Here is a 14,405-nt window from a genome sequence, read left to right on the forward strand (position 1 = left end):
GAGGGTTTGCGATAAGAGATTTGACAGTAGCACAAAACTATTTGTCTGTTCTCTAATATCCAACCTCCAGCGTTTGCAAAGTTTTTTATAGCAAGCTTACACCGTAAAGCTATCTGACTCTACATAAGCTTTTATCAAGGCTTCTTCACCTTCTTTACCGGGTTTAGAATTGCCATGTTCCATACCAAAAATAAAGTTTTGATTGTTGGCTTTCATTTTGGTATAGATGTGTTTAAATACATTTTTGTAGTTGATTTCGCCCGTGGTAGGCTCTTTACGTCCGGGGTTATCACCGATTTGAAAATACCCGATTTCGCTCCAGCACCAATCAATATGAGGGATGATATGCCCTTCGGTTTTTTGCATGTGATAAATATCAAACAAGATTTTGCAAGCGGGACTATTGACCGCCCGACAGATTTCGTAGGTTTGATCAGAAGTTTGCAAAAACAAATTAGGACTATCACTCAGAGGCTCTAGTACCATCGTCAATCCATGGGGTGCGAGGATTTCGGCACCTCGGCGAAGAGCATCTATTACGTGACCTGTCTGAATTCCGATGGGGAGGTTCCGTTCAAAATCCCCCGGCACGACCGTCATCCACTTGGCATTGCACCGTTTTGCTACTTCCACGGCGCGTTTACAACCATCTAAAAATATATCGACGTGCGCTTGTTTGCCAGCTGCGAGGGTATTTTGAGAATTACCACCTTTGTCTACTACAAACACCCCCATCGTCATGCCTAGTTTGGCTAAAGTTTCACCGATTTTGGTTTGTAATTCTACGGGGCGGCCCATCATGCCATTATCTTCAAGAGCAGTAAAACCCATATCAGCCATAAATTTGAGCTGATCTATGGGGTCTTTACCAGCGCTATTCTGAAACATTCCAAAATGAGGCGCATAAGCAAGCTTAAAATTGTGTTTGCCCGTCGTAGGCGTGGTTTGGTTAGCAGCCATAGCTGCTCCTCCCATCAGTGTAGCACTAGTAGCAGTGAAAGCAGATTTTACAAAATCTCTACGAATCATATAAAAGGTGGTTTAAGGCTTATGAAAATAAAATCAATTTGAATGGTAAAGAGCAAAAGGCCGCTTTTCTAATCACATGTGAGGCAAAGTGACTTCAAAAGTACTTCCCAACCCCAATTGGCTTTTGACTTGAATCGTACCTCGGTGCATATCCACGATTCGGCGGCAGATAGAAAGCCCTATGCCATACCCTCGGAAACTTGTGGCGTTTTTGGCACGATAAAGCGGCTCAAAAATACGCTGCGTCTCGTCTTCAGGAATCCCAATGCCTTTATCAATCACCCGGACGGAACACGTTTTTTTATCAAACCCAATTCTCACCTCGGCTCGTTTGTCGGACGAATACTTACAAGCATTATCAATGAGGTTACTAAATACGGTTTTGAGGAGTACTAGATTTCCCGACACCGTGATGTCTTGCTCGCGGTCTGGAATTCCGTCAAAATCAATATAAATCTGGTAATTAGGATGTTGTTCTTGAAGTTCTTCTTGGGTTTGAAAAATCAATTCGTCGAGCCGAAACTCTTGAAAATTAATCATTCTTTCTTTTTTCTCCGATTGTGCCAATTGCAACAAGCTATTGGTAAGCTCTACGAGCCGTTGGGTATCGTTAAGCAATGTCCGCAGCACTTTGCGGTATTCGTCGGGGGTTCGTTCTTCTTCTAAAGCTACTTGGATTTCAGACTTAATACCTGCCAAAGGTGTTCGGAGTTCGTGAGAAGCATTGGAGACAAAACTTCGCTGCAAGTCAAACGATTGCTCAAGGCGATTGAGCATTTGATTGAAGTTAATGGCTAGCTGAGCAATTTCATCTTGTCCGTTGCCTTCATTAAGAGGTTTGCGAAGACTATAGGCCGTAATCGTGCTAATCTCTTTGTTCATACCTGCAATAGGCTTGAGCGATTGTCCCGCAAAAATAAAACCCAAGACGGTCGTAATCAGCACCCCAAAAAGAAAACTATACGCAAGGGATTCGCGCAATTGGCTCAATTGACTATTACCAAATTTGTCTTCAGCCGAAGCCATCAAGACATATTTACCGACCGTATCTTGCGGGTACATAGCACCCACTACCAGCAAATTACCGTTGACCGTTTCGACGTATTGTCTTTGCCGAACCGATTTCAATAAATCGGCATTATAATAATAGTAAATCATACTACTATCGGGATCGTAGCTTGCATATTCAATCTTGTTGTCGGCATTAAACATCAAGACTTTCTCTGAATACAGCTTCGAAAGTGTCTCTTTATCAATCACTTTGAGAAGACTCTTTGTGATTTTTTGATTCTTGACCAACAAATCGGCACGCGTAAGGGCACGGTCTAATAGGTTTTTGTAGAATTCTTCTTTTCTATTTTGCTCCGCTATATAATAAAAGGAAGCCGAAAAAGTCGCCAAAATTAGCGCAATAATGAGCGTAAATTGAAGTGCTATTTTGGTCCGAATTTTCATAGAAAGCTATCGTTTTTAGCTCAAAAGCCGATTCACAAATTGCTTCAGCTTTGATAGAGTAGCTGCTCCTTTTCCTGGTTCTACGATTTGTTTTCCATACTCATACCATATGCCATCGCCCGGACTGAAATACAATCCATTCCGCTTTGGCTTTTGTTCCTGTGCTCCTTCACTGAGCCAATTGGGGGCATACAGGACTTCCATAAGATGAGGAAGCTCGTGCCACGGATAAAAACGGAGGGTCGATTTTCCACCGCTTATTTTTTTGACTTGGGCAGTTCGGGTGCGGAAAGAGGCCGTTAAGATTGATTCTTTTACCTCCTGAGAAGTAATATCGAGCAGGTGCAGCTCAAATGCGCGCTCTTTGCCAGAGGTTTCATAAATCGCTTGTAACAATTCTTGGGCGAGATAATACCACTCCTCCAAATTTTGAGGAATACCTTCTATCGTTTGGTCACTTTCCCAAGCCAAAGCCAGAAAATCTGCCTCTTCGTCAGGTTGTTTGTTTTTGTCAACCTTGGTTTTATTGAGTAATTTTTCTACTTCGTCTCGCCACACTTTTTCCAGGTTTCCTTCCCATTCATAATCATCGTTGGGAGTAAACCCTTCTGCTTCAATCTCATCCATATCCAAATCTTCACGGTGTGTATATGAGAGCTTGAGTTGTGCATGAAGAAACTGGAAAGAAGGCTTTAGCCTAAGTTCATACTGATAAGAGTAAGGCGGAGGTAGCTGCGCCGAAGTCTCAAAATGAAGGGTAAGTTGGCGAAAAGAAGCCATTGGCAACAGAAAAATTTAGCGTTTGAATGACAATCCCCCTCTTAGGAGATGATTGCAAAGGTAGCTTGTTTATCTACTTTCCCCGTGGGAGTTTCTGCAAATTTTTCAATGGTCTCTATTTCTTTGGGAATTTCGTAGGGCTTCAACAAAGTATTCAATCTTGATTTTATCCAATCTAAGTTTACTTCTTGGGTAGTTTCGAAGACCAAAATGAGTTTTTGTCCTAACCGCTCATCAGGTTTCCACCAAGCAAAGTACCGCTCCGTACCTTCCCAAAAACTTCCGATAGCTTGCTCTACTTTCTCAAGCTGTATTTTTAGGCCGCCGCTATTGATGATATTATCGGCTCGACCTATCATTTCAAACATGCGCGGTGCTTTCAATTCGACTACATCATTGGTCTGAATCCATTCGTGATTAGTCACACTACCACCTATTTTCAAGCATCCTCTTGTATCTACATCTATATCTATTCCTTCCAACACCTCATAAAATCCCGAGGCGGATGTTCCATTTAATCGTTTTAATGCAATATGAGAGACCGTCTCTGTCATCCCATAAGTACTATAAACAGGAACCTCTAACTCCTGAATTTGCCCTAGCAACGACGGCGATACTGCGGCTCCTCCTACGATAATAGTCTGGAAGGTATTGAGGCGTTTTTTTTGATTGGCGGCTAGCATGGTTTGCAATTGGAGGGGCACAAAAGCCGCAAAATCTAGACCAATATCCTCTGGTATAGCGTCCAAAGGAGATGAACTTGGAGCCACTACATACATCTCCATCCCTATTTCCATGCCCCGTACTAGCATCATGATGCCAGCGATATAGGCTACATTGAGACAAACAAGAGCTTTATAGCCCGATTTTAGCCCTAATGCCCGCTGAGTAAGCTGCGCGCTTGCTTGCATTTGTACGCGCAAAAGAGAAATAGGTTTTGGCTCTCCCGTAGACCCTGATGTATGCAATACAAAAGCCTGCTGTCCCAACGCCCATAATCGACAAAACTCCCACGCCTGCCGAAAATACGCATCAGATGGCGGAGGAGTTTCTAAAATATCTTGAGGAACAATCTTAAAATACATATCATTTACTGCCAACTAGACCAATACCCGAAAGTCGCCTGTAGAGGCATTGAACTCGGTACGGTATACTACTAAGTCTTTGGTAGCGGGGCCTTTTTGTACAACACCACGGTTAGAAAAAACAGAGCCATGATTAGGACATACAAAAGTATTGGTAGAGCTTTCGTAGTTGAGGCGGGTTCCTTCGTGAGTACAGGCCTGCGCCACGGCCAAATAACTACCATCCAAAGCCCTTGCTACAATGATGCCATTTATATAAATATAACCTCCTAGGTTTTTCAAAGGAGCCGCATTAGAACTATTAATATTAAAACTAAAATCCGAAATTGGGGTGGGATCTGGCTCAGGATCTTTGGTGCCTGTGCTACATCCCGACAAACATTGCTGGAGTATGATAGCTCCCACACTAACTCCTACGAGCCGAAAAAAATCTTTACGGTCCATCGACGGTAGGCTTTCTTGAGTATTCATAAGGCGTTTTCGTTTTTAGGATTTTTGTTGGTTGTTTTCATTAGCTTGTATACAAACGCAACAAAGCCTCCTAACATTGTAGAAATTTTATGGATAAATAGGGATTTGCCCTAGAACAACGGCTACGCCCGTCTCTACTCCAAAAGTAAAATGTTCGAGTCCGTTGGTTACTAGTATGTATTTTGCTCGCAAAACAGCATTATAACGAATCGCTTGGTCAAAAACATTGTCTGTAAGCTTTACATGAGGTGCTTTACATTCGACCAATAAAAAGGGGCCTCCTTCTCTATCATATACTACAATATCCGTGCGCTTCAAAAGCTGATTATAATGCATCCCCGTCTCAATTCTGATGAGTGATTTGGGGTATTGATGCTCTCCTGTCAACCAATGAAACACATGCTGACGCACCCATTCTTCGGGAGTAATCATGACGTATTTGCGTCGTATCACATCGAATATGAAGGGTTTACCATCAATTTTCGTAACTTTGTAAGCAAAAGGTGGTAAATTAAGTTCGACCATGCTTGAAGGGAGATTTGTAAGGTTTGCGGTATGCATTCGTTCTTACAAATCTTTTTTTTAACCTATTCTCCTCAAAAATCAACACAAAACAAATGAAAACCAAAGAAGAAATTGTAGAAAATTGGCTTCCGCGATATACAGGAACCCCACTCGAAACTTTTGGCGAATATATTTTACTTACCAATTTCATCAATTATGTACAGATGTTTGCGGATAAGTATCAAGTAGAAATCTTGGGACAAGGGCGTGCCATGCAGACTGCTACCGCCAACAACATCACCATCATCAACTTCGGAATGGGTAGTGCTATGGCCGCTACGGTGATGGATTTGCTATCGGCGGTTTCGCCAAAAGCCGTTTTATTTTTGGGAAAATGTGGCGGTCTCAAAAAGACTCAAATTGGCGATTTGGTTTTGCCGATTGCGGCGATTCGGGGCGAAGGTACTAGCAACGACTACATGCGTCCCGAAATCCCTGCTTTACCTTCTTTCCGATTGCAGAGAGCTGTTTCGTCTATGATTAAACAACACCAACTCGACTATTGGACGGGTACAGTTTATACTACCAATCGCCGGATTTGGGAACATGACGAAACGTTTAAGGCATATTTACAAGAAATCAGAACCATGGCTATCGATATGGAAACAGCCACCATATTTACGGTAGGTTTTGTCAATCAAATTCCGCATGGTGCGCTTTTGTTGGTATCAGATAACCCTCTCGTACCTGAGGGAGTCAAAACAGAAGAAAGCGACAAAAAAGTGACGGCTCAGTTTGTAGAAAAGCACCTTCAAATAGGTATCGATTCTTTGGTAGAATTAGCAAATTCGGGCGAGTCCGTCAAACACTTAAGATTTGAATAAACTTAGCCATAGTAACAAAAAAGCCCCAAGACACGCGTCTTGGGGCTTTTTTGTTACTATTTTCGTTGCGCTTAGTTACAATAATCGCTAATCACTTTATAGGCTTGAGTATACCCTAATTCACCAGCTTTTGACAAATCCAAGCATCCGCCGTTTTCGTCACCTAAGCTATGCTTGATAAGTCCTCTCACATAATATGCTTCGGCATGCTTAGGGTTTAGTTTGATAGCACTCGTACAATCTTGAATCGCTCCACGCTGATCACCTAGAGCAGATTTAACCATCCCACGGGTGAAATATGCTTCAAAATAAGTAGGATTGTATTCAATTGCTTTGTTCAAATCTATAATGGCACCTTTACCATCTCCCTGTTTGTTTTTACCCACACCACGTGCAAAAAATGCTTCCGAGCGCTCGTTTGACAATTCAATGATTTTACCCTTTTCCTGAACCACTTCTCTCAACTGATCCAATACACTACGATTGATTTTGCCAGCATATACGATTTTACCTTCCTGAGCAGTAGTATTGTTTACTTCTACGGCCTTAGTCAAATCAGCAATCGCTTCTTTTTGGACTCCGAGTTTACTCTTACAAAAACCTCTTCCATAATAAGCCTGATAGTTTTGGGGATCAATCCGAATCGCTTGATCAAAATCTCCAATTGCTTCTTCAAATTTATCCAGTTTGCTACGCGCAAATCCCCGATTATAGAATGCTTCCGAATCTTCGGGTTTCAATTCGAGTGCTTTTGAATAGTCAGCCACTGCTGCTACAAAATCATTCAACTTCAGTTTGGCGTATCCTCTTCCCGAATAAGCAAGTGGACTTTTGGGGGTGAGATCTATGACTCTTCCAAAATCAGCCGAAGCACTAGGATAATCTTCTAATTTTAGTTTGACATTACCACGAGCATACAATGCCCCAGCGTTGTTGGGTTCTAATTCGACCGTACGGTTGAGGTCTTGCAATGCTCCTCTATAGTTTTCTACCCTAGCACGGTTAATACCTCGTTGATAATGCCCTTGAGCATCATCAGGGTTAAGCTCTATGGCACGCGAAAAATCTTGAATTGCTGACCGAAAATCATCTTGTTTCGCTTTGCTGATTCCTCTGTACAAATATGCATCCGAATACTTAGGATTAAGTTCTATTGAGCGATCAAAATCCAAAATAGCGCCACGATTATCTTTCAAATTGGCTTTGGCCATTGCACGGTTATAATAACTCGGGGCGTTGTCGGGGCTCATTGTAATAGCCATATTAAATGCCTGAAGGGCGGATACAAAATCTCCTGCCTTACTCTTATTTACACCTTCTTCAAAATATTCAGCGGCAGTTTTTTGGGCAACAGACCATGAGGAAAGCCCAAGTAGGATAACAAAAACAAATAAAAAAATTGACCTTTGCTTCATAGCAATTCTTGAGGAGAGTTAAATGAATATGGGATTGGGAGGCCAAAACTACCTAATTTTAAACGGCTTGCCAACTTAGATGTAAAATTATTTTATATTAAAAGGCATATCATCCGGCCCAATACCCTATTCCAAAAAGCAGCACAAATAACAAAGTAGAAAGAGCCATTTGTTTGAGATAAGGGTCAAGTTCTCGAGGATTGGTAAGATGACTAACTGCCCATCCGTTACGAATAAACAAAGGAAAACTCAACACAAAAAGCCACTGCACAAGACTAGCTGACTGAAAGGCTAAATAAAGCACGCTACAAAGCATACCTATGCCCAATAAACTCCAATGGTATATTACGGCTTTTTCTCTTCCGATACGCACAGGCACCGAACGCTTACCTGTCAATGTATCTGATTCTATATCGCGGATATTATTGATATTTAATACACCTACCGCAAACAAGCCGCAGCTAGTAGCAGGCAAAAGCAACGTCCAATCTAGGTGTTGTGTATGAAGATAATAAACGCCCAATACTCCTACCCAACCAAAAAAAATCAGAACCGATAAATCACCCAACCCCACATATCCATAAGGACGCTTTCCAGCGGTATAAGTAATGGCAGCAATAATAGCCAAAATTCCTAATCCCAAAAAAGCCACAAATGTATGCCAAGTAGCATCTTTTAGCGCTTCATACAGGAGCCCTATTCCGCTTACCAACGAAAGTAATGAAAACAAAATCACGGCCTTTTTCATCGCTGCGGGGGTAATAGCACCCGATTGTACTGCACGCTTAGGCCCTTGACGTGCTTCGGTATCTTTGCCATTGACAGCATCTCCATAGTCATTGGCGAAATTGGATAAAACCTGCAAAAGAATCGTGGTTGTTATTGATAAAATCGCAATAATCCAACTGAACTTCCCATGGGCTGCTGCCAAAAAGCAGCCCATCAATATACTCGATAATGCCAAAGGTAATGTGCGCAAACGCGCCGCTTCAAGCCATGGTTTCATGTTTTAATTACTAAATTTTGAGTTTATTTTCAAATATTAACACCTATTTATCAGCTATTTACTCAACACCCCTCAACTAATAATGATAAAGATATTGCTTATCAATTTACAATTTCATAATTTTGCACCGGCAAATCGGAACTACCAGCTCCTGCTGAATCCCCCAGGTCTTGACCGAAGCAAGGGTAGGTGGTCGTAGCGGTGAGATTCTCGGTTTGCCTTTTTTTGTTTTTATTCAAAACATTGAACGTCGGGGAGGTCTTAAACCTCCCCGACGTTTTTTTTTAAGCCAATGCCTCCCACAAAATCTCTACTGGATGTAGTGCTTTTCTGCCTGTTCCGTCATGAATCTGATGACGGCAGCTGGTACCCGGCGCTGCAATGATTACCTCTTCTGACTGACTGCGTACTGTCGGAAACAAGACTAATTCACCAATTTTCATGGAGATATCATAATGTTCTTTCTCATACCCAAAACTCCCCGCCATACCACAGCAGCCACTAGGGATAAGCTGTACTTCATAGTTTTTGGGCAAGGAGAGCATTTTTTTCGTGGATACTAGTGATGCGATAGCCTTTTGTTGACAATGCCCATGCAATTTGATTTTTTTGCTTTGAGCTGTAAACTGTGCACTTGTGATGCGTTTATTGTCGATTTCGCGGGCAATAAATTCGTCAAATTGCAAGGCATTTTGCGCTAGCTCTTTGGCCGCGACTACAAGCTCTTCACTCACTAAGTCGGGATATTCGTCGCGAAAGGTCAAAATCGCCGAAGGCTCAATACCCACCAAAGGAGTCTGGGTTGTTATCAAATCCTTAAGCATGTTCACATTTTGCTCTGCAATTTTCTTAGCATCTTTCAACAATCCTTTTGATAACTGCGGCCTTGCACTTGGGGCATGTTCAGGGATGATGACTTCATAGCCCAATTTTTCTAACAATAAAATCGCTTTTTTCCCGATTTCGACGTCATTATAATTCGTAAATTCATCACAGAAAAAATAAACTTTAGACTTAGGATTTTGAACAGTAGCATTTCTGGCTTTTGCCCAAGCACGCAATGTAGTATTATGCAACAAAGGCATGGTACGGTCGGGATGAAAACCTACCACTTGGTTGGCAATGCGACGCAAAGGGGCATTTTTAAAAATAAGATTATAAGCCCAAGGAATGTAGCTAGCGATTCCTGTCATTTTTGAGAAATTGCCTACTAGCCACGATCGCAATGGCACACCATTGGTATCGTAATATTGCTGTAAAAATTCCATTTTGAGTTTGGCCACATCCACATTCGAAGGACATTCGCCTTTACATCCTTTACAAGCCAAACACAAGTCATATACTTCTTTGATTTCCTTGTGGTCAAAGCGATTGGCTTTGTCGGAACGAGTCAAAAACTCCCTCAATACGTTGGCTCTGGCGCGCGTGGTATCTTTCTCGTTGCGCGTTGCCATAAAGCTCGGACACATCGTCCCTCCGCTCAAGTGTGTTTTTCGGCAGTCACCAGAGCCATTACATTGCTCGGCATGTTGAAGCACATTTTGGTCAGGGTACCGAAAATAGGTCTTAAATTCGGGTGTTTTCTGCTTGGCTTCGTAGCGCAGAAATGTATCCATCGGAGGCGTTTCTACGATTTTATTAGGATTAAAGATATTGTAAGGGTCCCAGGTTTGTTTGATTTCTTTAAACAAAGCATAGTTTTTAGGGCCCACCATTTTGGGAATAAATTCGCCTCTCAAACGCCCGTCTCCGTGCTCTCCTGACAAAGAGCCGTCGTATTTTTTTACTAAATCCGCAATCTCTTCCGCAATCATCCTAAACTGCTTGTGTCCTTCTGAGGTCTTAAGATTGATGATAGGTCGTAGGTGTATCTCTCCCGACCCAGCGTGGGCATAATGCACCGCCGACATTCCATTTTTGGTCAAAATCTGATTAAAATCACGGATAAAAGCGGGTTGGTCGTGCACATCCACGGCAGTATCTTCAATCACCGCTACCGCTTTTTCATCACCTGGCAGATTGCCCAGTAGTCCTAAGCCCGCCTTACGAAGCGTCCATATTTTTTTGGTATCTTCGGCATGAAGCAATGGATAATGGAAGCCCATATCCTGTGCTTTTAAATCTTCAATCAAAGCAGCTGCTACTTTTTCTACTTCCTCTTTGGTATCTTGAGATACATCCACTACCAATATAATAGGGTACGAACCATCTATCTTTTTCTGCACAAAAAAGGCGTTTTTACGCTGTTCGGCATTTTCGGCGGCACATTCCAAGATATAATTATCAATCAACTCTACCGCCTGTGGTTTGTATTTTAGGGCTACAATCGTCGCATGAAGCGCATCGTCGATACTATTGAAGTGAACACACACTAATCCCTGTGCTTTGGGCGGCGGAGGGATAATATTGAGTTTGATTTCGGTCAAAAAACAAAGAGTACCTTCCGAACCCGCTATTAAACGGCACATGTTGAAATCAGGCCCGCCGTCTGTAAAAGGCTCGCAATCTAACAACATATCGAGTGCATAGCCCGTGTTTCGTCGTTCAATTGACTTTTTAGGAAAGTTTTTACGAATCTCCTCCTGATTTTCAGGATTTGAAAGAATGTCAAAGGTTTTTGCATAAATCGCCCCCTCTAATCCTTCTTTGGGAAGAGTATTTTTTTGAAGAGATGTAGATTTAAATACCGCCTCACTCCCATCAGCTAGAATAGCTTTTACCTCTAGCAAATGTTCGCGAGTAGAGCCATACACGACCGAATTAGAACCACAGGAATTATTGCCGACCATTCCGCCAATCATCGCACGATTGGCGGTGGAGGTTTCGGGGCCAAAATACAGTCCATACGGCTTAAGTGCCATATTCAATTCATCACGGATTACGCCCGGCTGCACGCGTACCCAGCGCTCTTCGGGGTTGATTTCTAATATTTTAGTAAAGGTACGAGATACATCTACGACGATTCCGTTGCCCACAACCTGCCCTGCCAACGACGTACCAGCCGTACGGGGAATCAGGGAAGTGCGATGCTCACGAGCAAAAGCAATGAGGGTTTTTATATCTTCTGAATCTTTGGGAATCGCCACTGCTTGTGGCATTTCGCGATAAGCCGACGCATCAGTAGCGTAAAGCGTTCGCATGGTAGTGTCGTAGTACAGTTCGCCTTTGAGGCGTGTAGCTAAATCAGCAAGTGGTAGGTGAGTCATTGGTGAGCTTTCGAAATCTTCAGCGAAAGCACAAATTTAAGTTCTCTAGGGATGTTATGCTAATTTGATTGAAGAAACCGACATACTTGACCTTCGGCGCCAAGCCCTAAAATAAAAAAGCCCTGACTTGGGAGAGCCAGAGCTTTTCGCGAATAAACTTATAACATACTAAACGACAAAGGGAGAAAAATAGTTTGCGACCAGAAAAATAGTTTTATAATTTTTCAATTTTATTGACACTTTTAATTTTTTATCAGAAATCCTGATAGCATCCCTCTCAATCAACTATTTTCAAACGCTGCTCTTAATTCTTCCCGGTCATCAAAATGATGTTTTACACCTTTAATTTCTTGATACGTTTCGTGGCCTTTACCTGCTACTAAGATAATATCATGCGGCTGCGCCAATGACACCGCATATCTGATAGCTTCACGTCGGTCTTCAATGGTTTTGGTCTTTTTGAAATCAATCGGCGAAACCCCCGCTTGCATTTGTTCTAAAATCAACAGTGGGTCTTCATTACGAGGATTGTCGGAGGTCAAAATCACCTTGCTGCTCAATTCACAAGCAATGCGTGCCATTTCGGGACGTTTGGTAGCATCGCGATTGCCTCCGCAGCCTACCACCGTAATCACCTGCTGATCTCCTTCCCTGATGTCATTGATTGTCTCAAGTACGTTTTGTAGCGCATCGGGTGTGTGGGCATAATCCACAATACCCACGATTTCGTTGGCACTCATTACCTGCTCAAATCGCCCCGGAGGCGGTGTAATCGCCGAAAGCGATAATAACACTTGCTCGGGGTCTTCTCCTAATAATAAGGCAGCGCCATAGACTCCCAGCAAATTGTAAGCATTGAACTTGCCAATCAGTTTGAACCATACCTCTTTACCATCTATTTCCATTTGAAGGCCAAAAAGGCTATCTGCTAAGAGCTTCCCTTTAAAACTCGCAATCGTCTGAAGTGAGTATGTTTCTTTACAGGCGACGGTATTTTGAACCATCACCCCCCCCCTGCGGTCGTCGATATTGACCAATGCAAAAGCGTGTTTTGGCAATTGATCAAAAAATCCTTTTTTGGCTTTGATATAATTATCAAAAGTCTTGTGAAAATCGAGGTGGTCGTGGGTAATATTGGTAAAAATACCTCCCGCAAATGTCAATCCTGCAATACGCTCCTGCACCACTGCATGAGAGCTTACTTCCATAAAACAATACGTACAACCTCTCCTAAGCATCTCCGCCAACAATTCATTGATTTTGACCGAATCAGGCGTAGTATGGGTCGAAGGAATAACCTCCTCATCTATCTGATTTTGAACCGTGGAAAGTAGCCCTACATGATACCCAAGTTGGCGAAATAGCTTAAAGAGAAGCGTCACAGAAGAAGTCTTTCCGTTGGTTCCCGTCACCCCTACCAGCTTTAGTTTCGAGGAAGGATTATCATAAAAATTGCTCGCCATTTTACCCATTGCCCGCGCCGTATCAGCTACTTGTATATAAGTGACTTCTTCGGCCAAGTCCTCAGGAAGATTTTCGCACAAAATCGCCACCGCTCCCATTTCAATCACCTTTGGAACGAACTGATGACCATCTACTTGCGTACCTTTTTGAGCTACAAACAAGCTTCCGGCAGTGACTTTACGCGAGTCAAATTCAATATTTTTGATTTCGGTGGTGAGGCTCCCTTTGACAGTAACAGCTTCAATTCCAACCAATACCTCTTGAAGGATTTTTGACATTTTCTTGGCTTTTTGTAATATAAAAAAAAGGTTCAGCGAAAGGCTATTTCTAGCCCTACCCTTGCTGTATGTTTTTTAACTCCAACTTACTTTCTTGACGAGCAAAAGCCTGCATTTTATCAAGCAGTTCTTCGATATTGTCAGCGACAATGAGCAAATCTCGGTTTTCGGGTTTTAAGAAGCCTTCTTCTACCATCACGTTTATATGGGCCAATAAATGGTTATAAAAACCCTTATAATTAAGAACACCTACGGGGCCGTGAAAAATTTTTAGCTGCGCCCAAGCCAAAATTTCAAACATTTCGTCGAGCGTACCATATCCTCCAGGCAAATTGATAACACCGTCCGAAAGAGAAACCATCTTGGCTTTGCGCTCGTGCATGGTATCCACAAAATGCAGCTCGGTGAGGGTTTGGTGAGCTACTTCAAGTTCGGCCAAAAAATTGGGAATAATACCTGTCACCTGTGCTCCTGCGGCAAGTGTACCATCAGCCACGGCCCGCATCAGGCCGAGATTTCCTCCTCCATATACTAAATTGATACCTCTTTGGGCCAAAGCCATTCCTACTTCTTTTGCCATCTGAAGGTACTCAGGACGTTTGCCCGCATTGGAGCCGCAATACACTACGATTGATTTCATGTTTGTTAGAAAAAAATAAAAACTTAAAGCACAAATATCGCTAACGAATTTGAGATTACTAACTCATGTTACGCACAAGAGTTAGCTAATTCTTCAAAGTAATTAAATTTACGAAAAAAAGCGAAATGGAATTTCTATCTCCAATATTTGATTTGTACAGTGATTACCTGATAGTCAATCAAGGCCAA

At 42.4% G+C, this 14,405-nt stretch carries 12 protein-coding genes; 1 reads left to right on the forward strand and 11 read right to left on the reverse strand.

The genetic code is table 11. The annotated features are described in order from the left end of the window. Positions 1–96: 96 nt before the first annotated feature. From P1X15_RS23485 to P1X15_RS23510, 6 genes are all read right to left on the reverse strand, one after another. Positions 97–1,029, reverse strand: coding sequence for a hydroxypyruvate isomerase family protein (locus P1X15_RS23485; RefSeq protein WP_277340583.1), 933 nt, complete (start codon positions 1,027–1,029; stop codon positions 97–99). Positions 1,030–1,101: 72 nt separating this feature from the next. Beyond that, on the reverse strand, positions 1,102–2,484 hold the full coding sequence (locus P1X15_RS23490) for a HAMP domain-containing sensor histidine kinase (protein ID WP_277340584.1): 1,383 nt from the start codon (positions 2,482–2,484) through the stop codon (positions 1,102–1,104). Between the two features lie 15 nt (positions 2,485–2,499). Next, positions 2,500–3,264: a hypothetical protein gene (locus tag P1X15_RS23495; RefSeq protein WP_277340585.1), complete on the reverse strand. Its 765-nt coding sequence runs from the start codon at positions 3,262–3,264 to the stop codon at positions 2,500–2,502. A gap of 41 nt (positions 3,265–3,305) precedes the next feature. Further along, complete coding sequence (locus P1X15_RS23500; protein WP_277340586.1) at positions 3,306–4,349, reverse strand: AMP-binding protein; 1,044 nt, start codon at positions 4,347–4,349, stop codon at positions 3,306–3,308. 15 nt (positions 4,350–4,364) lie between these two features. Continuing rightward, positions 4,365–4,820, reverse strand: coding sequence for a ubiquinol-cytochrome c reductase iron-sulfur subunit (locus tag P1X15_RS23505; protein ID WP_277340587.1), 456 nt, complete (start codon positions 4,818–4,820; stop codon positions 4,365–4,367). 87 nt (positions 4,821–4,907) lie between these two features. After that, complete coding sequence (locus P1X15_RS23510) at positions 4,908–5,345, reverse strand: type I restriction enzyme HsdR N-terminal domain-containing protein (protein WP_277340588.1); 438 nt, start codon at positions 5,343–5,345, stop codon at positions 4,908–4,910. A 92-nt stretch (positions 5,346–5,437) separates the two neighbouring features. Here P1X15_RS23510 and P1X15_RS23515 point away from each other — a divergent pair, with 92 nt between their 5' ends. After that, entirely contained in the window at positions 5,438–6,208 is a 771-nt protein-coding gene (locus P1X15_RS23515; protein ID WP_028663990.1) for an AMP nucleosidase, read from the forward strand. A gap of 71 nt (positions 6,209–6,279) precedes the next feature. Here P1X15_RS23515 and P1X15_RS23520 read toward each other — a convergent pair whose 3' ends face one another. From P1X15_RS23520 to P1X15_RS23540, 5 genes are all read right to left on the reverse strand, one after another. Next, positions 6,280–7,623, reverse strand: a complete 1,344-nt coding sequence (locus P1X15_RS23520) for a tetratricopeptide repeat protein (RefSeq protein ID WP_277340589.1) — start codon at positions 7,621–7,623, stop codon at positions 6,280–6,282. A gap of 109 nt (positions 7,624–7,732) precedes the next feature. Then, complete coding sequence (locus P1X15_RS23525; RefSeq protein WP_277340590.1) at positions 7,733–8,629, reverse strand: 1,4-dihydroxy-2-naphthoate polyprenyltransferase; 897 nt, start codon at positions 8,627–8,629, stop codon at positions 7,733–7,735. A 284-nt stretch (positions 8,630–8,913) separates the two neighbouring features. Next, positions 8,914–11,835, reverse strand: a complete 2,922-nt coding sequence (locus tag P1X15_RS23530) for an FAD-binding and (Fe-S)-binding domain-containing protein (protein ID WP_277340591.1) — start codon at positions 11,833–11,835, stop codon at positions 8,914–8,916. Between the two features lie 281 nt (positions 11,836–12,116). After that, positions 12,117–13,577, reverse strand: a complete 1,461-nt coding sequence (locus P1X15_RS23535; protein ID WP_277340592.1) for a UDP-N-acetylmuramoyl-L-alanyl-D-glutamate--2,6-diaminopimelate ligase — start codon at positions 13,575–13,577, stop codon at positions 12,117–12,119. A gap of 55 nt (positions 13,578–13,632) precedes the next feature. Beyond that, entirely contained in the window at positions 13,633–14,217 is a 585-nt protein-coding gene (locus P1X15_RS23540) for a TIGR00730 family Rossman fold protein (RefSeq protein ID WP_277340593.1), read from the reverse strand. Between the last annotated feature and the right edge of the window lie 188 nt (positions 14,218–14,405).

This window comes from Runella sp. MFBS21 (assembly GCF_029433105.1).
Taxonomy (GTDB): domain Bacteria; phylum Bacteroidota; class Bacteroidia; order Cytophagales; family Spirosomataceae; genus Runella.

Coding starts and splice junctions, on each gene's coding strand:
- P1X15_RS23485 (WP_277340583.1), bottom strand. CDS start 1,029: ATGATTCGTAGAGATTTTGTAAAATCTGCTTTCACTGCTACTAGTGCT.
- P1X15_RS23490 (WP_277340584.1), bottom strand. CDS start 2,484: ATGAAAATTCGGACCAAAATAGCACTTCAATTTACGCTCATTATTGCG.
- P1X15_RS23495 (WP_277340585.1), bottom strand. CDS start 3,264: ATGGCTTCTTTTCGCCAACTTACCCTTCATTTTGAGACTTCGGCGCAG.
- P1X15_RS23500 (WP_277340586.1), bottom strand. CDS start 4,349: ATGTATTTTAAGATTGTTCCTCAAGATATTTTAGAAACTCCTCCGCCA.
- P1X15_RS23505 (WP_277340587.1), bottom strand. CDS start 4,820: ATGAATACTCAAGAAAGCCTACCGTCGATGGACCGTAAAGATTTTTTT.
- P1X15_RS23510 (WP_277340588.1), bottom strand. CDS start 5,345: ATGGTCGAACTTAATTTACCACCTTTTGCTTACAAAGTTACGAAAATT.
- P1X15_RS23515 (WP_028663990.1), top strand. CDS start 5,438: ATGAAAACCAAAGAAGAAATTGTAGAAAATTGGCTTCCGCGATATACA.
- P1X15_RS23520 (WP_277340589.1), bottom strand. CDS start 7,623: ATGAAGCAAAGGTCAATTTTTTTATTTGTTTTTGTTATCCTACTTGGG.
- P1X15_RS23525 (WP_277340590.1), bottom strand. CDS start 8,629: ATGAAACCATGGCTTGAAGCGGCGCGTTTGCGCACATTACCTTTGGCA.
- P1X15_RS23530 (WP_277340591.1), bottom strand. CDS start 11,835: ATGACTCACCTACCACTTGCTGATTTAGCTACACGCCTCAAAGGCGAA.
- P1X15_RS23535 (WP_277340592.1), bottom strand. CDS start 13,577: ATGTCAAAAATCCTTCAAGAGGTATTGGTTGGAATTGAAGCTGTTACT.
- P1X15_RS23540 (WP_277340593.1), bottom strand. CDS start 14,217: ATGAAATCAATCGTAGTGTATTGCGGCTCCAATGCGGGCAAACGTCCT.